This is a genomic window from Streptomyces thermolilacinus SPC6 (assembly GCF_000478605.2).
Lineage (GTDB): Bacteria > Actinomycetota > Actinomycetes > Streptomycetales > Streptomycetaceae > Streptomyces > Streptomyces thermolilacinus.
In genome coordinates this window covers 5,205,401-5,227,608 of record NZ_ASHX02000001.1, presented here as the reverse complement: position 1 = coordinate 5,227,608, position 22,208 = coordinate 5,205,401, and the positions used below count along the sequence as shown (strand labels likewise).

Genomic DNA, 22,208 nt, shown 5'->3' with positions numbered 1-22,208 from the left:
ACCGTACCGACGGGGTGTGACACTCCGTATCCGCCTGCGGACGGCGGTGCCTGGGTCCGGGGTCCTAGGCCCTCCGCCGGATGCTCCCGGATGCCCGTGGATGCCCGGAAATGCGGCTTACGCAACGCATTGCTGTCGCAACAGGCGGTGAGGGCGGCGGGGGGCCGGTGTGAGGCCGGGCATAGGGCGCAGATCACGTACGAAACTCCGTAGTGGAGCCGTACGCGGTCCGATCAGTGCTGGTCGCGCGGGTGTCATGGCTCTGCGGCCGGGTCGTGGCGCAGCCGCTGATCCACTACCCCGGGTCGTACGTCACACCTTTGCCACGGGTTTTTGCGGCCGCTAAGAATTGCTGGCGTCGCCCGCCAAGCCAGGCGCAACGCCGCCCGGCGTGCGACTCCCGCGATTCGAAGAGGTACGACTGTATGTCCCCGTCCAGCACCCCTGGTCTCAGCCGTCTCAAGAAGAACCACAAGCTCTCCCTCGCCGGCGTGGCCGCCGTCGCCGCCGCCGCCGTCTCCTTCTCCCTCGTCCCGAGCGACGCCTCGGCCGAGGCGGAGGTCAAGGAGGTGGCCGCCGCCCCGGCCGCCGCCTGGAGCGGCTACCGGACCGCGGAACTGCAGGCCGGCATCGCCGGGCAGAAGTCGGCGTTCGAGCTCCAGGCCGCCACCGAGGCGAAGGCGAAGGCCGAGGCCGCCGCCAAGGTGAAGGCCGCCGCAGCCGCGAACGCCAAGGCGAAGGCGCAGGCCGCCGCCAAGGCCAAGGCCGCCGCAGCCGCGAAGGCGAAGGCGGAGGCCGCCGCCAAGGAGCGCGCGGCCGCCAAGGCCGCCGCGAGCCGCGCCGCCGCGCGCAAGCCGGTGTTCGCGAACAACCTCGACGGGTGGATCCGCGAGGCGCTGCACATCATGAAGAAGCACAACATCCCGGGTACCTACGAGGGCATCCACCGCAACATCATGCGGGAGTCCAGCGGTAACCCGAACGCGATCAACAACTGGGACATCAACGCCCGCAACGGCGTCCCGTCGATCGGCCTGCTCCAGGTCATCAAGCCGACCTTCGACGCGTACCACATCCCCGGCACGAAGAAGAGCCAGTGGGACCCGGTCGCCAACATCGTCGCCGCGTGCAACTACGCCGCGGACCGGTACGGCTCCATGGACAACGTGAACAGCGCGTACTGACCGGTCGGACACGCGGAAGGGCGGCACCCCGAGGGGTGCCGCCCTTCACGCGCGCGTGGCGCGGGTCACTTGCGCATGACCTCCGGCTCGTGGCGGCGCAGCAGGCGCGCCACGACGATGCCGAGGACGAGGGCCATGACGAGCAGGACCGACACGTTCATGCCCCACTGGCCGGCCGTGCTCTCCCACAGCGGGTCCAGGTCGGTGGGGTTCTTGTGGTCCCACGGCGGCATGAGGTGCGCCAGGTCGAGCGTGGAGCCCGCGCCGGCGATGGCCCAGCGGGACGGCATGAGCCAGGCGAACTGCTCCAGGCCGGGCGACCCGTACACCTTGAACAGGATGCCGGTGAAGACGACCTGGACGATCGCGAACATGACCAGCAGCGGCATGGTCTTCTCGGCGGTCTTCACCAGGGCCGAGATGACCAGGCCGACCATCATCGAGGTCAGCCCGAGCGCGATGACGACGACGCACAGCTCGACGGCGGGCGGCATGATCAGGCCCTCGGCGGGCAGCTCGCGCGGGGTGAAGCCGATGGCGCAGATGATGACGCCCTGGAAGGCCGTGATGACGCCGAGGACGATCACCTTGGACATCAGGTACGCCGAGCGGGACAGGCCGGTGGCGCGTTCCCGTTCGTAGATGACCCGTTCCTTGATCAGCTCTCGTACGGAGTTGGCGGCGCCCGAGAAGCACATGCCGACCGCGAGGATGAGCATGATCGTGCCGGCGTCGCCGTTGAACCGGGACGGCGGCTTCGGCGGGGCCAGGCCGAAGTCGGCCGGGATGACCACGGAGACCGCGCCGAGGACCGCCGGGAGGATGACCATCAGGGCGAGGAAGCCCCGGTCGGAGGCGATCACGGAGACGTACCGGCGGATCAGGGTCCACAGCTGGGCGCCCCAGCTCTGCGGCTTGGGCGGCCTGGCGGCGGACTGCACCGGCATCTGGACCGGCTGGGCGGCGACGGCGTCGATGTCCGCCGCGTACAGCTGGTAGTGCTGGGAGCCCTTCCAGCGGCCGGCCCAGTCGTAGTCGCGGTAGTTCTCGAACGCGGAGAAGACGTCCGCCCACGACTCGTACCCGAAGAAGTTCAGCGCCTCCTCCGGCGGGCCGAAGTAGGCCACGGAGCCGCCGGGCGCCATCACCAGCAGCTTGTCGCAGAGCCCGAGCTCGGCGACGGAGTGGGTGACGACGAGGACGGTGCGGCCGTCGTCGGCGAGGCCGCGCAGCAGCTGCATGACGTCGCGGTCCATGCCCGGGTCGAGGCCGGAGGTCGGCTCGTCCAGGAAGATCAGGGACGGCTTGGTCAGCAGCTCCAGGGCGACGGAGACGCGCTTGCGCTGGCCACCGGAGAGGGAGGTGACCTTCTTCTCCTTGTGGATGTCGAGCTTCAGCTCGCGCAGCACCTCGTCGATGCGGGCCTCGCGCTCGGCCTCGGCCGTGTCGCCGGGGAAGCGGAGCTTGGCCGCGTACCGCAGCGCCTTCTGGACGGTCAGCTCCTTGTGGAGGATGTCGTCCTGCGGCACGAGGCCGATGCGCTGGCGCAGCTCGGCGAACTGCTTGTAGAGGCTGCGGTTGTCGTAGAGGACGTCGCCCTGGTCGGCGGGCCGGTAGCCGGTGAGCGCCTTGAGGAGCGTGGACTTGCCGGAGCCGGACGGGCCGATGACGCCGATCAGCGACTTCTCGGGTACGCCGAAGGAGACGTCCTTCAGGATCTGCTTGCCGCCGTCGACGGTGACCGTGAGGTGGCGGGCCGAGAAGGAGACCTCGCCGGTGTCGACGAACTCCTCCAGGCGGTCGCCGACGATGCGGAACGTCGAGTGGCCGACACCGACGATGTCGTTCGGGCCGATGAGGACGGTGCCGGACTTGGCGATCGGCTGGCCGTTGACGTACGTGCCGTTGTGCGAGCCGAGGTCGCGCAGTTCGAAGCGGCCGTCGGGGTGCGCCGTGAACTCCGCGTGGTGGCGCGAGACCTGGAGGTCGGAGACGACCAGTTCGTTCTCGAGCGCGCGGCCGATGCGCATGACGCGGCCGAGGGCCAGCTGGTGGAAGGTGGTGGGGCTGCGGTCCGTGCCGTGCCCCGGGGCGCCGGGCGCCTGGTGGGGTGCGGCGGCGCCCTGCTGGTGCGGGATCTGCTGCTGCGGCGGGACCGGCTGCTGGTTCCGCTGCGGGTTCTGCTGCTGCCAGGCGGGCTGCTGCTGGTGGGACTGCTGCGGCGGCTGGTGGTGCTGTTGCGGCTGGTGCGGCTGCGGCTGGTGGTACTGCTGCGGCTGCTGCGGGGCCTGGGCCGCGGGCGGCTGCTGGCCGGGCCAGGGCTGCTGTGCCTGCGGCGCCTGGGCGTTGTACGCGCCGGCCGGTGCGGCGCTGGCTGCGGGCGCGGCGGCACCGGTGAAGTCCAGCCGCGGGCCGTCGGTGGCGTTGCCCAGGTGCACGGCGGCACCTGGTCCGATTTCCATCTGGTGGATGCGCTGGCCCTGCACATAGGTGCCGTTGGTGGAGCCGTGGTCTTCGATGACCCAACTCCTGCCGCCCCAGCTCACCGTGGCGTGCCGCCACGAGACCCTCGCGTCGTCGATCACCACGTCACCCTGCGGGTCGCGCCCGAGGGTGTACGACCTGGACGGATCGAGGGTCCAGGTCCTTCCGTTCAGTTCCAGTACGAGTTCCGGCACTCCATGCCCCACGTAGTTGTCCCCCGAGGTACCCCCGTCGCTGGGAGTCTAGGGATGGCGAACATCGAGGTGGAACTATTTCAGGCCGGGTCCCCGATCCGAAAGTCGGGCGGTGTGAAGACATGATTCCACCTCGGGCGTAAGCCCCGTAGCCGCGACGGGCCCCTGACGTCCGGGGTGTCGGGTGCCCGGTGCCGGGCCGGATGTCCGCAGGGCGGGACAGGGGCGGTGGGCTCACGGCGGTGCGGATACGGTGGAGGGACCATGAGCGCATCACAGACCTCAGACGTTCCCACCCTTCTCGTGAAGATCTTCGGGAAGGACCGCCCCGGGATCACCGCCGGGCTGTTCGACACCCTCGCCGCGTTCTCCGTCGATGTCGTGGACATCGAGCAGGTCGTCACCCGCGGCCGTATCGTCCTGTGCGCGCTCGTCACCGAGCCGGCCGTCAGCACGGAGGGCGAACTGCGGGCCACCGTCCACAGCTGGGCCGAGTCGCTGAAGCTCCAGGCGGAGATCATCTCCGGTACGGGCGACAACCGCCCCCGCGGTCACGGCCGTTCCCATGTGACGGTCCTGGGCAACCCGCTGACCGCGGAGAACTCCGCGGCCATAGCGGCCACCATCACCCGCACCGGCGGGAACATCGACCGTATCTTCCGGCTGGCCAAGTACCCGGTGACGGCGGTGGAGTTCGCCGTGTCAGGGGTGGAGACCGAGCCGCTGCGGACGGCGCTCGCCACCGAGGGCCACGAGCTGGGCGTGGACGTCGCCGTCGTGTCGGCCGGGCTGCACCGGAGGGCGCAGCGGCTGGTGGTCATGGACGTGGACTCGACGCTGATCCAGGACGAGGTCATCGAGCTGTTCGCCGCGCACGCCGGGTGCGAGGACAAGGTCGCGGAGATCACGGCGTCGGCGATGCGGGGCGAGCTGGACTTCGAGCAGTCGCTGCACGCGCGGGTGGCGCTGTTGGAGGGCCTGGACGAGTCGGTGGTGGACAAGGTGCGCTCCGAGGTGCGGCTGACGCCCGGCGCCCGCACCCTGATCCGTACGCTGAAGCGCCTCGGCTACCAGGTCGGGGTGGTGTCCGGCGGGTTCACGCAGGTCACGGACGACCTGAAGGTGCGGCTGGGGCTGGACTTCGCCTCCGCCAACACGCTGGAGATCGTGGACGGGAAGCTGACCGGCCGGGTGACCGGGGAGGTCGTGGACCGGGCCGGCAAGGCGCGGCTGCTGCGCCGGTTCGCGGCGGAGGCGGGAGTGCCGCTGGCTCAGACGGTGGCGATCGGTGACGGCGCGAACGACCTGGACATGCTGAACGCGGCGGGCCTGGGTGTGGCGTTCAACGCCAAGCCGGTGGTGCGGCGGGCCGCGGACACGGCCGTCAACGTGCCGTTCCTCGACACCGTGCTGTACCTGCTCGGCATCACGCGCGAGGAGGTCGAGGCGGCGGACGTCGCCGAGCCCTCCTGACGGAGCGGCGAGCGCGGCCCCGCGCGGACGGGGACGTACGCGACGGGCAACGTACGACGGCCCGGGCACCTCGTGGGTGTCCGGGCCGTCGCCGTCTCCCCGCCGGGCGGGGCGGGGTCACGCCGGGGTCACGCGTGGGGCGCCCAGAAGTCGACCAGCCTGGCGACGCCGTGCTCCAAGGTCTTCCACTCGCCGCTGAACGTGAGGACGGCGAAGGCGGAGGTCGGGAAGCCGCTGCGGTTCATCCGGGGCAGGATGTCCCCCTCGGCGTCTCCGGCGAGGGCGTCGGCGAGGGCGTGGATGCCGGGGTTGTGCCCGACGACGAGGAGGTCGTCCACGTCCTCGGGTGTCTCGTTGAGCAGGGCGATCAGGTCGCCGAGGGAGGCTTCGTAGACCCGCTCGTCGTAGACGGTCCTGGGTCGCTGGGGCAGCTCGTGGACCACCAGCTTCCACGTCTCGCGGGTGCGCACGGCGGTCGAGCACAGGGTCAGGTCGGGGGTGATGCCGGCGCTCGCGAGCCGACGCCCGGCGAGGGGCGCCTCCTGGCGGCCCCGGTCGGCGAGCGGACGCTCGTGGTCCGCGTCCTGGGACCAGTCGGCCTTCGCATGCCGGAGTAGCACGATCCTGCGAGGTGTATCGACGCTCATGTCCCCAGCTTCGCACGAAACGGACCCTCTGGCGCAGGGTGTTGACGCCTTCCCCCTGCGCGGGTGACCGGGCCGGGGCGGGTGTTCGGGTCGGGCCGGGGCGCCTGCCGGTCGGCCTCCGTCGCCGGGTCCGGGTGCGCGTCGGGTTCGCGGTGGTCGGGCTGTACGCCGCGGCCGCGGCCTCCCCTCCGCCCGCCGTGACGGAACGCCGACCGGCTGATCGGCCGGCTCCCGCTCTGGCTGACGACGCCGCGCTCACGGGCAAGGTGGTGATGCCCTCGTGGCGCCGCACCTTGGTGCTCCCCGGCTGTGAGCGGCGTGCGAGCCGGGACCCGCGCCCGCGCGTGTGGCGGCGGACGGGGCCCTACGAGGCGATGGTGTGCCGGACGTGTTCGAGGAACCGGCCCACGGCGGGCTCGCCGTCCGTCGCGCGGGGGTGTCCGGGGGCCGGGAGGAGGAGGAACAGCGCCGTGAAGGCGGCGGCGGGGAGGGCTATCGCCCACCAGGGCAGCCGGGCGTCCGCGCCGACGGCCGCGGTGGAAGCGGCGGGCGCGGTGGCGACGGCCCCGGCGCGCGCGGGGGCGGTGGCTGCGGCGGGCGCGGTGGCGCGGGGTCGGGTGGGCGTACGGGCCGGCATGGCCGCCTCCGTCGTGATCGCGGGTCCGTGGTGGTTTCACGCTACGGACTGTCCGGCGGCGGGCCCATCCGGTTCTTCCCCCATCCGACCCTGATCCCCGTCCCCTAGGGGACGGGGGTACAGCCCCACCCCCGGCGTCCGGGGCCGGTGGCCGGGTCGCGTCAGACGCGGGGCGGCCGGGCCGGGTGCGGTGGGGTCACGGTGAGGCGATGGTGGCGACGATGCCGATCACCACGCCGATCGCGAGCATGGCGCCGAAGACGGCGAGCAGCTTCTTCTGGCCGTTCTGGGGGTTCGGGTCGAGCACAGGCATGGCACCAGTCTCGCACCCTCAGTCGCCGTCCTCGACGGTGCGGTCCCGTCCGGCCAGCACACCGGCCGCCATCTGCGGCACCATCAGGCCCGCCATCAGGACGAGCGGCGCTGTCCAGCCGCCGCTGTGCTGGTACAGGGCGCCCACGAGGATCGGTCCGGGGACCGACAGGAGGTACCCGGCACACTGCGCGAACGCCGACAGCCGTACGACGCCGGCGCCCGTCCTGGCCCGCATGCCGATCATGGTCAGCGCGAGCGGGAAGGCGCAGTTCGAGACGCCGAGCAGGACCGCCCACAGCCAGGCGCCTTCGGCGGGCGCGGTGAGCAGCCCCGCGTACCCGGCGAGCCCGGACAGGCCCAGGGTGATCACGATGGGCCCCTGCTGCCGCATCCGTCCGGCGACGCGCGGGATGACGAACGCGAGCGGGACGCCCATGACCATGGTCACCGCCAGCAGGACCCCTGCGGTCCCGGCGGGGACGCCCGCGTCACGGAAGATCTGCGGCAGCCAGCCCATGGTGATGTACGCACCGGTGGCCTGGAGGCCGAAGAAGCAGGCCAGCGCCCACGCCGTACGGCTCCGGGCGACTCGGGGCGCGGCCGTGGCGGCGGGTGCCTCGGCCGCCGCGTCGCGCGCCGTCGTGGGGGGTGTGGTTGCGGGTGGGGTGGTGGGGGCGGGAGCGGGGGCGGTGGGGCGCGCCGACGCGCGGTGGTCCCGTACGACCGGAATCCACGACAGGACGGCGAGCGCGGCCAGCGCGGCCCACACCGCGAGGCCCGTCTGCCAGCCGCCGCCGAGCGCTGCGGTGAGCGGGACGGTGACGGCTGCCGCGAGGGACGTGCCGAGGGCGAGGGCCATCGAGTACAGGCCGGTCATCGTGCCGACGCGGTCGGGGAAGTACCGCTTGACGATGACGGGCATCAGGACGTTGCTGAGCGCGATGCCCATGAGGGCGAGGGCGCTCGCGGCGAGGAAGCCCGGCGTGCCGCCCGCGAAGGGGCGGACGAGCACTCCGGCGGCGATGGCCGCCATGCCCGCGCAGACGACCGCCGCCGGGCCGAAGCGGCGGGCCAGGCGGGGCGCGGCGACGCCGAAGACGGCGAAGCACAGCGGCGGCACGGAGGTGAGGAGTCCGGCGACGCCGCCGCTCATGTGGAGGCCGGTGCGGACCTCCTCCAGGAGGGCGCCGAGGCTGGTGATGGCCGGGCGGAGGTTGAGCGCGGCGAGGACGAGGCCGACGACGAGGAGGCGGGGCAGCCAGACGCTGGAGGGCTCTGGTGCGGGCGCCGCGCCCGTGGCCGTGGCCTGCGCCGTGGCGGGTTCGGCGGGCCGTGGGGTGGTACGGACGGGGGTGTGCGTCGGGGCGTGCGGCTCGTCGGACATACGACCATCATAGAATCATGGGATGATTGGTTGTCCAATCCTGAACGATGCTGAGGGGCGGGTCGCCGTCGCCCCGCTCACCGCCGACGGCCCCCTCCACCGCGTACGCTCCCTCGCGACCCGCCCCTACGACTCCGAGGAAGAACCCATGGCGCTCAGCTCGCCCCGCCGGTCCGCGCTCTCCGACCAGGTGATCGCGCAGCTGCGGAACCAGATCACCTCCGGCGAGTGGCCGGTCGGCTCCCGTATCCCCACCGAACCGGAGCTGGTCGAGCAGCTGGGCGTCGCCCGCAACACGGTCCGGGAGGCGGTGCGGGCCCTCGCCCACAACGGGCTCCTCGACATCCGCCAGGGCTCGGGCACGTACGTCATCGCGACGAGCGAGCTGGCCGGGGTGATGCACCGCCGCTTCGCCGACGCGGACCCCCGGCACGTCGCCGAGCTCCGCTCCACGCTGGAGGCGTCGGCGGCGCGGCTGGCCGCCGGGCGGCGCACGGAGCGGGACCTCCAGCAGCTGGACACGCTGCTCGCGCGGCGGGAGGCGGCGTGGGAGACGGGCGACGCGGACGTGTTCGTGGCGGCGGACGCGACGTTCCACCTGGCGGTGGTGGCGGCCTCGCACAACGACGTGCTGATCGAGCTGTACGCCGATCTGGGGCATCTGCTGCGGGCCTGGCTCCGCGACGACGTGGGGCAGCGGCTGCGCCCCGAGCACCACATGGACCACGGGCGGCTGGTGGAGGCGATCCGCGCGGGTGACGCCGACACGGCGGCGGCGGAGGCCGCGGGCTATCCGTTCATGTGCCTCAGGAGCCCGGAGCCGGAAGCGGGTCGTGGCTGACCCAGGCGGCCCTGACCTCCTTCCAGCACCGCTCGGTCAACTCGACGTACGCGGTGGCCGGCACCTCGACCGGGGCGCTGTCGGCGTCCACGTCCCACCAGCGGGCGCACTCGACGTGCAGGCGCACCCGGTCGATGCGGGGATAGGGGTTGTGGCAGTACGCGGTGACGCGGGAGCCCTCGACCTCCGTACGGCACGAGGCGCCCGCGTGCTCGTCGGATGCGCGGTGCGCCTGACCCGACAGGCGCCGAGCCTCGTCGGGTGCGCGGTGCCGCGCGTCCGCCGCGGCGGAGCCGGTCAGCGCGGCCGGACCCGCGAACAGCGCGGCGGCCAGTACGCAGACGGCGGCCGGAGCGGCAGACCGGTGGTGTCGGAGTCGTATCGGCACGGCCACACCTCCTCCCCGGGCGCCGGGAGGCGGCGGCCACCCGGCTCCCTCAGGATGCCGCACACGCGCCGAGGCCGCGCGCCGATCGGGTGACGGTCACGCGGCCTCGTCGAGGGGAATCCCCGGGATACGGGCGTCAGGCACCCATGATGTGGACGCCGCCGTCCACGTGGATGATCTCGCCCGTGGTCTTCGGGAAGAAGTCCGACAGCAGGGCGACGACACCGCGGCCGGCGGGCTCCGGGTCCGTCATGTCCCAGGCGAGCGGGGAGCGCTCGTCCCAGACCTTCGCGAGCTCGCCGAAGCCCGGGATGGACTTGGCGGCCATCGAGCGGAGCGGGCCCGCGGAGATGAGGTTGCAGCGGACGTTCCGCTCGCCGAGGTCACGCGCCAGGTAGCGGCTGGTGGCCTCCAGGGCGGCCTTGGCCGGGCCCATCCAGTCGTACTGCGGCCAGGCGAACTGCGCGTCGAAGGTCAGGCCCACGACCGAGCCGCCGTTCGACATCAGCGGCACGCACGCCATGGTCAGCGACTTCAGGGAGAACGCCGAGACGTGCATGGCCGTGGAGACCGACTCGAACGGCGTGTTGAGGAAGTTGCCGCCGAGCGCGTCCTGCGGGGCGAAGCCGATGGAGTGGACGACGCCGTCGAGGCCTCCGAGCTCCGCGCGGACGGTCTCCTCGACACGGGCGAGGTGCTCGTCGTTGGTGACGTCCAGCTCGAAGACCTTGGCCGGCTTCGGCAGCTTCTTGGCGATGCGCTCGGTGAGGGTGGGGCGGGGGAACGCGGTGAGGATGACCTCGGCACCCTGCTCCTGGGCCACCTTGGCGGTGTGGAACGCGATGGAGGACTCCATCAGCACACCGGTGATGAGGATGCGCTTGCCCTCGAGAATTCCGCTCATGTGACTCAGTGACCCATGCCCAATCCGCCGTCAACGGGGATGACGGCTCCAGTGATGTACGAGGCGTCGTCCGACGCCAGGAAGCGCACCGCGGCCGCGATCTCCTCGGGCTGCGCGTAGCGGCCCAGCGGCACCTGCGAGACGATGCCCGCGCGCTGCTCGTCGGTGAGCACCTTCGTCATGTCGGTGTCCACGAAGCCGGGCGCGACGACGTTGAAGGTGATGTTGCGGGAGCCCAGCTCCCGGGCGAGCGAGCGGGCGAAGCCGACGAGGCCGGCCTTGGAGGCGGCGTAGTTCGCCTGGCCCGCCGAGCCGAGCAGGCCGACGACGGACGAGATGAGCACGACGCGGCCCTTCTTGGCGCGCAGCATGCCGCGGTTGGCCCGCTTCACGACGCGGAAGGTGCCCGTGAGGTTCGTGTCGAGGACGGAGGTGAAGTCGTCCTCGGACATCCGCATGAGCAGCTGGTCCTTGGTGACGCCCGCGTTGGCGACGAGGACCTCCACGGGGCCGTGCTTCTCCTCGATCTCCTTGTAGGCGGTCTCCACCTGCTCGGAGTCGGTGATGTCGCACCGCACGCCCAGGCAGCCGAGCTCCACGAGCTCGGCGGGCGGCTCGCCGGACCGGTAGGTGAACGCGACCTTGTCGCCGGCGTCGGCGAAAGCGCGGGCGATGGCGAGGCCGATGCCCCGGTTGCCTCCGGTGACGAGAACCGAGCGGCTCATCGGATCACCCTTTCGATAGCGGTCTGGTACGCGTCGAAACTATCGCCACGACCGGCCATCGACCGAATCCGGCCTCGACAGGGCCTCGCTGCCCTGACTGTTGGATCTCTACAGTCGGCCGCGGCTCAGGCCGCGCCCGGTTCCCCGGCTCCCGGCCGGATCGGCGCAGTCGGCGTCCGCCTGCGCCATAGTGATCGCCGTAGTGATCGCCGTAGTGATCGCCATGGTGATGACGACGGACGCGACCATGTGTGAAGGGAAGGCCGCCTGTGGCCCATGACATCGATGAGGCGTTCCTCGCCCTGCCCCTGCGGGCGCTCGCGGACGCGGCGCTCGCCCGGGCCAGGGCGCTGGGAGCCGATCACGCCGACTTCCGGTTCGAGCGGGTGCGCAGCGCCTCCTGGCGGCTGCGGGACGCCAAGCCCGCCGGGTCGTCCGACACGACGGACCTCGGGTACGCGGTGCGGGTGGTGCACGGCGGGGCGTGGGGGTTCGCGTCGGGCGTGGACCTGACCATGGACGCCGCCGCGAAGGTCGCCTCGCAGGCGGTGGCCATGGCGCAGCTCTCGGCGCGGGTGATCGCGGCGGCGGGCAGCGACGAGAAGGTGGAGCTGGCGGACGAGCCGGTGCACGCGGAGCGGACGTGGGTCTCCTCGTACGAGATCGACCCGTTCTCCGTGCCGGACGCCGAGAAGAGCGCGCTGCTCGCGGAGTGGAGCGCGCGGCTGCTGCGCGCGGACGGGGTGGCGCACGTGGACGCGTCGCTGCTGACCGTCCACGAGAACAAGTTCTACGCCGACACGGCCGGGACGGTCACCACGCAGCAGCGGGTCCGGGTGCACCCGCAGCTGACGGCGGTGGCGGTGGACGCGACGAGCGGCGAGTTCGAGTCGATGCGGACGCTGGCGCCCCCGGCCGGGCGCGGCTGGGAGTACCTGACCGGCACGGGCTGGGACTGGGACGCGGAGCTGGAGGAGATCCCGGCGCTGCTGGCGGAGAAGATGCGCGCGCCGAGCGTGGAGGCGGGGACGTACGACCTGGTCGTGGACCCGTCGAACCTGTGGCTGACGATCCACGAGTCGGTCGGGCACGCCACCGAGCTGGACCGGGCGCTCGGTTACGAGGCGGCGTACGCGGGCACGTCGTTCGCCACCTTCGACCAGCTGGGCAAGCTGCGGTACGGCTCGCCGGTCATGAACGTGACGGGTGACCGCACGGCCGAGCACGGGCTGGCGACGATCGGGTACGACGACGAGGGCGTCGAGGCGCAGTCGTGGGACCTGGTGAAGGACGGGGTGCTGGTCGGCTACCAGCTGGACCGGCGGATCGCGCGGCTCACGGGGCTCGGGCGGTCCAACGGGTGCGCGTTCGCGGACTCGCCGTCGCATGTGCCGGTGCAGCGGATGGCGAACGTGTCGCTGCTGCCCGAGCCGGGCGGCCTCTCGACGGAGGACCTGATCGGCGGGGTCGAGCGGGGGATCTACGTGGTCGGTGACCGCTCCTGGTCGATCGACATGCAGCGGTACAACTTCCAGTTCACCGGGCAGCGGTTCTTCCGCATCGAGAACGGCCGCCTCGCGGGCCAGCTGCGGGACGTGGCGTACCAGGCGACGACGACGGACTTCTGGGGGTCGCTGGAGAAGGTCGGCGGGCCGCAGACGTACGTCCTGGGCGGCGCGTTCAACTGCGGCAAGGCCCAGCCGGGCCAGATCGCGGCGGTCTCGCACGGCTGCCCGTCGGCCCTGTTCCGGGGCGTGAACATCCTCAATACGGCGCAGGAGGCGGGCCGATGAGCGGGCGGAGCATGATCTGCCGGGGGTCCGGGAGTCGCCCCCCGGGCAAGCACAGTGTCAACACCGCGCGGGAGGCGGGCCGATGAGTCGGGTGAGCAAGCCGTACGAGATCGTCGAGCGGGCGCTGGAGCTGTCCCGCGCGGACGGGTGCGTGGTCCTCGCGGACGAGCACTCCTCGGCGAACCTGCGCTGGGCGGGGAACGCCCTGACCACCAACGGCGTGACGAGGGGCCGCACCCTCACGGTCGTCGCGACGGTGGACGGGGCACAGGGCACGGCGTCCGGTGTCGTGTCGCGCTCGGCGGTGACCGCCGACGAGCTGGAGCCGCTGGTACGGGCGGCGGAGGCGGCGGCGCGGGCGGCGGGTCCCGCCGAGGACGCGCAGCCGCTGGTCGCCGGGGTGCCGGAGTCGCCGGGCTTCCGGGACGCACCGGCGGAGACGTCGTCGGCGGTGTTCGGGGCGTTCGCGCCCGCACTGGGCGAGGCGTTCGGCCGGGCGCGCGCCGGGGGCCGCGAGCTGTACGGGTTCGCCAGCCACGAGCTGACCTCCACGTACGTGGGCACGTCCACGGGCCTGCGGCTGCGGCACGACCAGCCGAACGGGACGCTGGAGCTGAACGCCAAGTCGCCGGACCGTTCCCGTTCGGCGTGGGCGGGCCGGGCGACCCGTGACTTCGCGGACGTGGACCCGCTGGCGATGGACGAGGACCTGGCGCGGCGCCTGGAGTGGGCGCGGCGCCGGGTGGAGCTCCCGGCGGGCCGGTACGAGACGCTGCTGCCGCCGACCGCCGTGGCGGACCTGCTGGTGTACCAGCAGTGGTCGGCGGCGGCCCGGGACGCGGCGGAGGGCCGGACGGTGTTCTCCCGGCCGGGTGGCGGCACGCGGGTCGGGGAGCGGCTGGCGTCGCTGCCGCTGACGCTGCGCAGCGACCCGGCGGAGCCCGGCCTGGAGTCGGCACCGTTCGTGATCGCCCACGCGTCGGGCGACGACGCGTCGGTGTTCGACAACGGGCTGCCGGTGGAGCCGGTCGAGTGGATCAAGGAGGGCCGTCTGGAGCGGCTGGTCGCGACGCGGCACAGCGCGGCGCTGACCGGTTCGCCGGTGGCGCCGGGGGCGGGGAACCTGATCCTGGACGGCGGGGACGGCCGGTCGCTGGAGGAGATGGTCGCCGCGACCCGCCGGGGGCTGCTGCTGACGTGCCTGTGGTACATCCGCGAGGTGGACCCGGCGACGCTGCTGCTGACCGGTCTGACCAGGGACGGCGTGTACCTGGTGGAGGACGGCGAGGTGGTGGCCGAGGTGAACAACTTCCGGTTCAACGAGTCGCCGGTGGACCTGCTGGGCCGGGTGTCGGAGGCGGGCCGTACGGAGCGGACGCTGCCGCGCGAGTGGGGCGACTGGTTCACGCGGGCCGCGATGCCGCCGCTGCGGGTGCCGGACTTCCATATGAGTTCGGTGAGCCAGGGGGTGTGACCCATAGACTGGCGGGGTTCACAGACATGCACCAAGGAGGCAAGGGACCCGTGACGGACATCGTCGACGAGCTCAAGTGGCGCGGGCTGTTCGCCCAGTCCACCGACGAGGACGCCCTGCGCAAGGCTCTCGCGGACGGTCCGGTCACGTTCTATTGCGGCTTCGACCCGACCGCCCCCAGCCTGCACGTGGGCCATCTGGTGCAGGTGCTCACCATGCGCCGGCTCCAGCTGGCGGGACACCGCCCGCTGGCGCTGGTGGGCGGGGCGACGGGGCAGATCGGCGACCCGAAGCCGACCGCCGAGCGGACACTGAACTCCCCGGAGACGGTCGCGGCGTGGGTCGAGCGGGTGCGCTCGCAGATCGAGCCGTTCCTGATCTTCGAGGGTGACAACGCGGCCACCATGGTCAACAACCTCGACTGGACGGGCGGCATGTCCGCCATCGAGTTCCTGCGGGACATCGGCAAGCACTTCCGGGTCAACAAGATGCTGACCAAGGACTCCGTGGCCCGGCGCCTGGAGTCCGAGCAGGGCATCAGCTACACGGAGTTCTCGTACCAGCTGCTCCAGGGCATGGACTTCCTGGAGCTGTACCGCCGGTACGGCTGTGTCCTCCAGCAGGGCGGCAGCGACCAGTGGGGCAACCTCACGGCCGGTCTCGACCTGATCCACCGCCTGGAGCCGGACGCGCACGTGCACGCGCTGGCGACGCCGCTGATGACGAAGGCGGACGGCACCAAGTTCGGCAAGACCGAGGGCGGCGCCGTCTGGCTGGACCCGGAGATGACCACCCCGTACGCGTTCTACCAGTTCTGGCTGAACGTGGACGACCGGGACATCTCGGGCTACATGCGCATCCTCAGCTTCAAGAGCCGCGAGGAGCTGGAGGAGCTGGAGAAGGTCACCGAGGAGCGCCCGCAGGCCCGTACGGCGCAGCGCGCGCTGGCCGAGGAGCTGACGACGCTGGTGCACGGCGCGGAGCAGTGCGCGGCCGTGATCGCGGCGTCGAAGGCGCTGTTCGGGCAGGGTGAGCTGACGGAGCTGGACGAGGCGACGCTGGCGGCCGCGCTGTCCGAGCTGCCGAAGGCGGAGGTCGCCGAGCCGGGCCTGGTGGTGGACCTGTTCGCCGAGGTCGGCCTCGTACCGAGCAAGTCGGCGGCGCGACGCACGGTGAAGGAGGGCGGCGCCTACGTGAACAACGTGAAGGTGACCGCCGAGGACGCCACGGTGTCCGCCGGTGACCTGCTGCACGGGCGGTGGCTCGTGCTGCGCCGGGGCAAGAAGAACCTGGCGGCGGTCGAGGTCAAGGCCGGCTGAGCCGGAGCCGTACGACGGCCGGGCGGCCCGGGAGCTTCGCGCTCCCGGGCCGCCCCCGTTTCGTGTCGGCGCCCGTCAGGGCCGTGTGGTGGCCGGGTCCGGCCGGTCAGGCGCGCTGGCGATTGCCGCGCATGGCCATGTACAGCATGTCGCCGAGTCCGACGACGACCACCGCGGCGACGACCTGGAGAGCGTGCCTGCCCCAGTCGATGCCGGGTGTCGCCTCGATCCCGAACGCTCGGGCGAGGGCGTTTCCGGCGATGGCACCGATGATGCCGAAGATGGTGATCAGCCAGAGTGGACTGTGCTGCTTGCCCGGAATGATGGCCTTCGCCAGCAGGCCCAGCACGAATCCGACGATAATCGCCCACAACCAGCCCATGGCTGCCTCCTCGGAACGGATCGACGTGAGCAGTCCCTGACAGTCTCGGCCCACCGGACGTACGGCGCATGTCGGGCACGTCCATCCGTGGCCCGCACGGGACCGGTACGGGATCGAGGGGGCGTGCGGGGGGCGGGGCCGGGCGCGGGCACGCCGGGTGGCGGGCGTACCGTGGAAGCAGGTCCGGTCCGGGAAGCGACCGGCGCGCAAGGTCGGTGGTGGAACGCGATGCGGAAGCACGGCGGCGCCCAGGTCTTCACGATCACGGGTGCCCGGCAGGGTCTGGCGGACGATGTCCGCGGCCGTCAGCGGCGGTATGTGATCTCGATGTCCGTCCGTACGCTGTCGGTGATCGCGGCGGCGGCGCTGTGGAACGTCGAGCGGCATGTGGCGATCGTGGCGCTCGTCCTGGGGGCCGTCCTGCCGTACATCGCGGTGGTCGTCGCGAACGCGGGCCGGGAGACGGCGCCGAAGCTGCCGTCCACGTTCGTGTCGGTGCCGCCGGTGTCGCACCCGGCGCTGGAGGCCCCGGAGCCCGAGCCGGACACGGACGATCCGGCTCACGACCCGGCTCAGGCCCCGGCGGAGGCGCCGACGGGCGACGCCGAGGAGAGAAAGCTCAAGAAGAGCTCAGATCAATAGTGAAGTTCCAGTGCACTCCACCGGGTCGCGCGTGACATACTGCGTGAGCGCTCCGCATCCCCCGTCGGAGCGACGGACCGACGCCGGGCAGCTCCCCCCGTGGCTGCCCGGCGTCGCCTTTGTCCGTACGTGGTTGTTGGGATAGTGCTGTGAGCGACGAGAACCACCCGATCTGTTCCGCCAAGGGCTGCCGGGCCGCCGCCGTGTGGGTGCTGGCGTGGAACAACCCGAAGCTGCACACCCCCGAGCGCCGCAAGACATGGCTGGCGTGCGAGGAGCACCGGGAGCACCTGTCGCAGTTCCTCGGCGTACGGGGCTTCCTCAAGGACGTCGTGACGCTGGCCGAGTGGGAGTCCCCGTCCGGCCCCGAGTCCCCGTCCGGCCCCGGGACGGCAGCCGGCCCCAGGTAGGCACCCGGCGCCGACGGCCCGGCCTGCGGCCCCGGCGGGTCAGCCGCCGATCGCCGACATCGGGCGGTCGGGCTGGAGGAACGACGGGTCGTCGAGCCCGGACCCGGCCTTCTTGCCCCACATGGCCTGCCGCCAGATACGGGCGATCTCCTCGTCCGGCGCGTCGGAGCGCAGCGCCCCGCGCAGGTCGGTCTCCTCGCGGGCGAACAGGCAGGTGCGGACCTGGCCGTCGGCGGTGAGCCGGGTGCGGTCGCAGGCCCGGCAGAACGGGCGGGTCACGGAGGCGATCACGCCGACGCGGTGCGGGCCGCCGTCCACGGTCCACCGCTCGGCGGGCGCGGAGCCGCGCTCCTCGTCGGTCTCCGGGGTGAGCGTGAAGCGGGTGCGCAGCGAGGCGAGGATGTCCCCGGCGGTGATCATGCCGTCGCGCTTCCAGCCGTGCTGGGCGTCCAGCGGCATCTGCTCGATGAACCGCAGCTCGTAGTCGTGGGCGACGGCCCAGGCGAGCAGGTCGGGCGCCTCGTCGTCGTTGAGCCCGGGCATCAGCACCGCGTTGACCTTGACGGGGGTGAGCCCGGCGTCGCGGGCGGCGGCCAGGCCGTCGAGCACGTCGTGGTGGCGGTCGCGGCGGGTGAGGGCCTTGAAGACGTCGGGGCGCAGCGTGTCCAGGGAGACGTTGACCCGGTCGAGCCCGGCGGCCTTGAGGGCGGTGGCGGTGCGCTTGAGGCCGATGCCGTTGGTGGTGAGCGACATCCGGGGGCGGGGCTCCAGGGCGGCGCACCGCTCGACGATGGAGACCAGGCCGGGCCGCAGCAGCGGCTCGCCGCCGGTGAAGCGGACCTCGGTGACGCCGAGGTCGGTCACCGCTATCCGGATCAGGCGGACGATCTCGTCGTCCGTGAGGAGGTCAGGCTTGCCCAGCCACTGCAGGCCCTCCTCGGGCATGCAGTACGTACAGCGGAGATTGCACCGGTCGGTCAGCGAGACCCTCAGGTCCGTGGCCACCCGGCCGTAGGTGTCGATGAGCACGGTGGGCGCCCTCCCGGTTCGACCTGCTGTTCGTATGCGGTCTTTCTCCGAGCCTACGCGACCCCGGGCGCCGTCTCGTGGGGCGTTTGGCCCAGGAAGCGGCGGGGCCGTGTCGTAGGGTCCTACGACACGGCCGCCGGTTATCGCTCATGGTGTGCGGGTCAGTGCGCTCCGACACCGGTGAGGGACTTGACCTCCAGTTCGGCGTACTTGCCCGTGTCGGGCCGCTCCTTCGACAGCAGCGAGCCGAGCCAGCCGAGGAGGAAGCCGAGCGGGATGGAGATGAGGCCGGGGTTCTCCAGCGGGAACCAGGCGAAGTCGGCGTCCGGGAACATCGAGCTGGCCTTGCCGGAGACGACCGGCGAGAACAGCACGAGGACGACGGACGCGGTGAGGCCGCCGTAGATCGACCACAGGGCGCCCTGGGTGGTGAAGCGCTTCCAGAACAGGCTGTAGAGGATCGTCGGCAGGTTGGCGGAGGCGGCGACCGCGAAGGCGAGGGCGACGAGCCCGGCGACGTTGAGGTCGCGGGCGAGCGCGCCGAGGCCGATGGAGACGACACCGATGAGGACGGTCGCCCAGCGGGCGGCGCGGACCTCCTCCTTCTCGGTCGCCTGGCCCCTGCGGATGACGTTGGCGTAGATGTCGTGCGCGAACGACGAGGACGAGGCGAGGGTGAGCCCGGCGACGACGGCGAGGATCGTCGCGAAGGCGACCGCGGAGATGACGGCGAGCAGGATCGCGCCGCCCGGCGAGTCGGCGCCGCCGATGTGCAGGGCGAGCAGCGGGGCGGCGGTGTTGCCCGCCTTGTTCGACGCGGTGATCTCGGCGGGGCCGACGATGGCGGCGGCACCGAAGCCGAGCGCGATGGTCATCAGGTAGAAGGCGCCGATGATGCCGATGGCCCAGTTGACGGACTTACGGGCGGCCTTGGCGGTGGGGACCGTGTAGAAGCGGATGAGGATGTGCGGCAGTCCGGCGGTGCCGAGGACCAGGGCGATGCCGAGCGAGATGAAGTCCAGCTTCGAGGTGGCGCTGACGCCGTACTTGAGGCCGGGCTCCAGGAAGGCGGCGCCCTTGCCGCTGTTCTCGGCGGCCTTGCCGAGCAGTTCGGAGACGTTGAAGCCGTACTTCAGCAGGACGAGGAAGGTGATGAGCAGGGTGCCCGCGATGAGCAGGACGGCCTTGACCATCTGCACCCAGGTGGTGCCCTTCATCCCGCCGATCGTCACATAGACGATCATCAGGACGCCGACCAGCGCGACGATGGCGATCTTGCCCATGTCGCTGGTGATGCCGAGCAGCAGCGAGACGAGGACACCGGCGCCTGCCATCTGCGCCAGCAGGTAGAAGATCGACACGACGATGGTGGAGGTTCCGGCGGCGGTGCGCACGGGCCGCTGGCGCATCCGGTACGCGAGGACGTCTCCCATCGTGAAGCGGCCGGAGTTGCGCAGCGGCTCCGCGACGAGCAGCAGGGCGACCAGCCAGGCGACGAGGAACCCGATGGAGTAGAGGAAGCCGTCGTACCCGAAGAGGGCGATGGCCCCGGCGATGCCGAGGAACGACGCGGCGGACATGTAGTCGCCGGAGATGGCCAGGCCGTTCTGGAAGCCGGTGAACTGCCGCCCGCCCGCGTAGAAGTCGGCGGCGCTCTTGGTCTGCCTGCCGGCCCACACGGTGATGAAGAGGGTGGCGACGACGAAGCAGGCGAAGAGGGTGATGATGAGCGGCCGGTGCTCGCTCGCGGCGCCGCCCGCGGCGAGCGGGGCGGCCAGGGTGAGGGGGGTGCTCATGCGTCGGCCTCCGTGCGCAGCTCGTTCTCCATGCGGGTTCTGATCGCCTCGGCCTTGGGGTCGAGCTTCTCGGCCGCGTGCCGGGCGTAGAACCAGGCGATGAGGAACGTCGTCACGAACTGCGCGACGCCGAGGACGAGCGCCACGTTGATGTTCCCGACCACGCGGGTGCCCATCAGGCCGCCCGCGTAGTTGGAGAGCAGCACGTAGAGCAGGTACCAGGCGATGAAGGCGACGGTGAGCGGGAAGGCGAACGAGCGGTGCGCGCGGCGCAGTTCGCCGAACTCCTCGCTCTGCTGGGTCTGGACGAACGACTCCGTCGAGGGCTGGACGGGAGCGGTGTCCGCGCCCCCTGGGGGCGGCGGTGCTTCGGTGGCCACGGGAACTCCTCGCTGCGCGGGTGCTGTGGGCATGAGCGGGGTCACCTCACGGGTGCCGGGAAGCCGTCCGGGCTCCCTCCCCTGACAACGTCACGGGGTGCGGCACGCCGAGGTTCATCCCACGTCTTCTTTCCACCCGATTTCTTCACCGAACTCATTGCTGACTTGGGATGATCAGCGATAGCTTCGCTCGTCATGTACCCGCCCAACCTGTTCTGTGGGCGGGCGTCACGGATGATGTGGAGAACCCATGGCTCATCTGGGAACCAGGCGCGGGCGCGCACTCGCTCTGCCCGTCGGTCTGGCGCTCACGGCCTCGCTCGGCTTCCTGCCGGCGAGTGCCGCCTCGGCCGCACCGGCCGAGGGTGTTCCGGCCGCCGTCGCCTCCGACGGCCCGGAGCTCTCGTATGTGGTGAACACGGCGGGCGGTCGCCACCTCGCCAAGGTGAAGAAGGCGATATCCGCGGCCGGTGGCACGGTGGTGACCTCGTACGACGCGATCGGCGTCATCGTGGTCCACTCCAAGAACCCGGCCTTCGCCGAGACCATCCGCGCCGTCGGCGGCGTGCAGTCGGCGGGCGCCACGCGCACCGCGCCGCTGACTCCGGTCGCGACCACGGAGATGGACGAGGCCGCCGAGCCGCTCACCGCGCAGGAGGCCCGCGAGGCCGCCGCGGCGGCGGAGGACGGCCAGGACCCGCTGGAGCCGCTGCAGTGGAGCCTGCCCGCCATCAAGGCGGACAAGGCCCACGACATCAGCATGGGCAGCAGCAAGGTCACCGTCGCGGTGATCGACACCGGTGTCGACGACACCCACCCGGACCTGGCGCCGAACTTCGACCGCGCCGCGTCCGCGAACTGCGTGACCGGCAAGGCCGACACGACCGAGGGCTCGTGGCGTCCCGCCCCGGGCGAGAGCGACCACGGCACGCACGTCGCCGGTACGATCGCCGCCGCGAAGAACGGCGTCGGCGTCACCGGTGTCGCGCCGGGCGTGAAGGTCTCCGGCATCAAGGTGTCGAACCCGGACGGATTCTTCTACACCGAGGCCGTCGTGTGCGGCTTCATGTGGGCGGCCGACCACGGGGTCGAGGTCACCAACAACAGCTACTACGTCGACCCGTGGATGTTCAACTGCAAGAACGACCCGGACCAGGGCGCGCTGTTCGAGGCTCTCAAGCGCGCCACCCGGTACGCGGAGAGCAAGGGCGCCGTCAACGTCGCCGCCGCGGGCAACTCGGCGTTCGACCTGGCGTCGGACGAGATCACGGACTCCACGAGCCCGAACGACACGACTCCGGTCGACCGCGTGATCGACCCGAGCGCGTGCCCCGACATCCCGACGATGCTGCCCGGCATGGTCACCGTCTCCTCGACCGGTGCCAAGGACCTGAAGGCGTCGTACTCGAACTACGGCATGGGTGTCGTGGACATCGCCGCCCCGGGCGGTGACCGCACCGAGTACCAGACCCCGGCGGCCCCGGCCGTGAACGGCCGCATCCTGTCGACCACGGTCAACGGCGGCTACAACTACAAGGCCGGCACGTCCATGGCGTCCCCGCACGCCGCGGGCGTCGCCGCGCTCATCAAGTCGAAGCACCCCTACGCCACCCCCGCGATGGTGAAGGGTCTGCTGTACGCGCAGGCCGACGACCGTGCCTGCACGAACCCGTACGACATCAACGGCGACGGCAAGGTCGACGGGGTCTGCGAGGGCGGGAAGCTGCACAACGGCTTCTACGGCGCCGGCCTGGTCGACGCGCTGGACGCGGTGCGCTGGTGACGCACATCTGATTGGGGAGGGGGA

General features: G+C 71.8%; 21 protein-coding genes. 9 read left to right on the top strand and 12 right to left on the bottom strand.

Annotated elements, in window-relative coordinates; all coding sequences use genetic code 11:
* Positions 1-425: 425 nt before the first annotated feature.
* A complete protein-coding gene (locus J116_RS22595) occupies positions 426-1,184 on the top strand; it encodes a transglycosylase SLT domain-containing protein (protein WP_023589362.1) in 759 nt (252 codons plus the stop codon).
* A 65-nt stretch (positions 1,185-1,249) separates the two neighbouring features.
* Here the strand turns inward: J116_RS22595 and J116_RS22590 are convergent, their stop codons facing one another.
* Positions 1,250-3,862 carry an ABC transporter ATP-binding protein/permease gene (locus J116_RS22590; RefSeq protein ID WP_023589361.1) on the bottom strand — a complete coding sequence of 871 codons (2,613 nt, stop codon included), beginning with the start codon at positions 3,860-3,862 and terminating at the stop codon, positions 1,250-1,252.
* A 264-nt stretch (positions 3,863-4,126) separates the two neighbouring features.
* Here J116_RS22590 and serB point away from each other — a divergent pair, with 264 nt between their 5' ends.
* Positions 4,127-5,335 (top strand): phosphoserine phosphatase SerB, encoded by a 1,209-nt coding sequence (serB, locus tag J116_RS22585; protein WP_028964414.1) that lies wholly within the window; start codon positions 4,127-4,129, stop codon positions 5,333-5,335.
* Positions 5,336-5,463: 128 nt separating this feature from the next.
* Here the strand turns inward: serB and J116_RS22580 are convergent, their stop codons facing one another.
* From J116_RS22580 to J116_RS22570, 4 genes are all read right to left on the bottom strand, one after another.
* The gene (locus J116_RS22580; protein ID WP_023589359.1) at positions 5,464-5,982 is read right to left on the bottom strand and encodes a SixA phosphatase family protein; all 519 of its coding nucleotides are present in this window, start codon (positions 5,980-5,982) and stop codon (positions 5,464-5,466) included.
* A gap of 364 nt (positions 5,983-6,346) precedes the next feature.
* Positions 6,347-6,619, bottom strand: coding sequence for a hypothetical protein (locus J116_RS22575; RefSeq protein ID WP_023589358.1), 273 nt, complete (start codon positions 6,617-6,619; stop codon positions 6,347-6,349).
* A 196-nt stretch (positions 6,620-6,815) separates the two neighbouring features.
* Positions 6,816-6,932: an SGM_5486 family transporter-associated protein gene (locus J116_RS31305; RefSeq protein ID WP_099048189.1), complete on the bottom strand. Its 117-nt coding sequence runs from the start codon at positions 6,930-6,932 to the stop codon at positions 6,816-6,818.
* Between the two features lie 18 nt (positions 6,933-6,950).
* Complete coding sequence (locus J116_RS22570) at positions 6,951-8,318, bottom strand: CynX/NimT family MFS transporter (RefSeq protein WP_023589356.1); 1,368 nt, start codon at positions 8,316-8,318, stop codon at positions 6,951-6,953.
* A gap of 148 nt (positions 8,319-8,466) precedes the next feature.
* On the opposite strand from J116_RS22570, the gene J116_RS22565 reads away from it, so the two are divergent.
* Entirely contained in the window at positions 8,467-9,159 is a 693-nt protein-coding gene (locus J116_RS22565) for a FadR/GntR family transcriptional regulator (protein WP_023589355.1), read from the top strand.
* Here J116_RS22565 and J116_RS22560 read toward each other — a convergent pair.
* The 3 genes from J116_RS22560 to fabG form a co-directional block, all read right to left on the bottom strand.
* The gene (locus J116_RS22560; RefSeq protein WP_394331511.1) at positions 9,125-9,541 is read right to left on the bottom strand and encodes a hypothetical protein; all 417 of its coding nucleotides are present in this window, start codon (positions 9,539-9,541) and stop codon (positions 9,125-9,127) included. The two genes, J116_RS22565 and J116_RS22560, sit on opposite strands and share 35 nt — an antisense overlap.
* Before the next feature lie 142 nt (positions 9,542-9,683).
* Positions 9,684-10,451, bottom strand: coding sequence for an enoyl-ACP reductase FabI (fabI, locus tag J116_RS22555; RefSeq protein WP_023589353.1), 768 nt, complete (start codon positions 10,449-10,451; stop codon positions 9,684-9,686).
* Between the two features lie 5 nt (positions 10,452-10,456).
* Positions 10,457-11,176, bottom strand: coding sequence for a 3-oxoacyl-[acyl-carrier-protein] reductase (fabG, locus tag J116_RS22550; RefSeq protein ID WP_023589352.1), 720 nt, complete (start codon positions 11,174-11,176; stop codon positions 10,457-10,459).
* A 269-nt stretch (positions 11,177-11,445) separates the two neighbouring features.
* Between fabG and J116_RS22545 the strand changes: the two genes are divergently transcribed.
* The 3 genes from J116_RS22545 (at position 11,446) to tyrS (ending at position 15,762) form a co-directional block, all read left to right on the top strand.
* Positions 11,446-12,969, top strand: a complete 1,524-nt coding sequence (locus J116_RS22545) for a TldD/PmbA family protein (RefSeq protein WP_023589350.1) — start codon at positions 11,446-11,448, stop codon at positions 12,967-12,969.
* An 82-nt stretch (positions 12,970-13,051) separates the two neighbouring features.
* The gene (locus tag J116_RS22540) at positions 13,052-14,443 is read left to right on the top strand and encodes a TldD/PmbA family protein (protein WP_028964412.1); all 1,392 of its coding nucleotides are present in this window, start codon (positions 13,052-13,054) and stop codon (positions 14,441-14,443) included.
* A gap of 50 nt (positions 14,444-14,493) precedes the next feature.
* The gene (tyrS, locus tag J116_RS22535; RefSeq protein ID WP_023589348.1) at positions 14,494-15,762 is read left to right on the top strand and encodes a tyrosine--tRNA ligase; all 1,269 of its coding nucleotides are present in this window, start codon (positions 14,494-14,496) and stop codon (positions 15,760-15,762) included.
* 106 nt (positions 15,763-15,868) lie between these two features.
* Here the strand turns inward: tyrS and J116_RS22530 are convergent, their stop codons facing one another.
* Complete coding sequence (locus J116_RS22530) at positions 15,869-16,144, bottom strand: GlsB/YeaQ/YmgE family stress response membrane protein (RefSeq protein ID WP_023589347.1); 276 nt, start codon at positions 16,142-16,144, stop codon at positions 15,869-15,871.
* Between the two features lie 228 nt (positions 16,145-16,372).
* On the opposite strand from J116_RS22530, the gene J116_RS22525 reads away from it, so the two are divergent.
* Both J116_RS22525 and J116_RS22520 read left to right on the top strand, forming a co-directional pair.
* Positions 16,373-16,786 carry a DUF3099 domain-containing protein gene (locus tag J116_RS22525; protein WP_023589346.1) on the top strand — a complete coding sequence of 138 codons (414 nt, stop codon included), beginning with the start codon at positions 16,373-16,375 and terminating at the stop codon, positions 16,784-16,786.
* A 149-nt stretch (positions 16,787-16,935) separates the two neighbouring features.
* Positions 16,936-17,196 carry a hypothetical protein gene (locus J116_RS22520; protein ID WP_023589345.1) on the top strand — a complete coding sequence of 87 codons (261 nt, stop codon included), beginning with the start codon at positions 16,936-16,938 and terminating at the stop codon, positions 17,194-17,196.
* Between the two features lie 39 nt (positions 17,197-17,235).
* On the opposite strand, the gene moaA is transcribed toward J116_RS22520, so the two are convergent.
* From moaA to J116_RS22505, 3 genes are all read right to left on the bottom strand, one after another.
* The gene (gene moaA, locus J116_RS22515) at positions 17,236-18,225 is read right to left on the bottom strand and encodes a GTP 3',8-cyclase MoaA (RefSeq protein ID WP_023589344.1); all 990 of its coding nucleotides are present in this window, start codon (positions 18,223-18,225) and stop codon (positions 17,236-17,238) included.
* Between the two features lie 161 nt (positions 18,226-18,386).
* Complete coding sequence (locus tag J116_RS22510; RefSeq protein ID WP_023589343.1) at positions 18,387-20,021, bottom strand: solute symporter family protein; 1,635 nt, start codon at positions 20,019-20,021, stop codon at positions 18,387-18,389.
* The gene (locus tag J116_RS22505) at positions 20,018-20,401 is read right to left on the bottom strand and encodes a DUF485 domain-containing protein (protein ID WP_023589342.1); all 384 of its coding nucleotides are present in this window, start codon (positions 20,399-20,401) and stop codon (positions 20,018-20,020) included. Before J116_RS22505 ends, J116_RS22510 begins: the two co-directional genes overlap by 4 nt.
* A 250-nt stretch (positions 20,402-20,651) precedes the next feature.
* Between J116_RS22505 and J116_RS22500 the strand changes: the two genes are divergently transcribed.
* Entirely contained in the window at positions 20,652-22,184 is a 1,533-nt protein-coding gene (locus J116_RS22500) for a S8 family serine peptidase (protein WP_023589341.1), read from the top strand.
* The last annotated feature ends 24 nt before the right edge of the window (positions 22,185-22,208 follow it).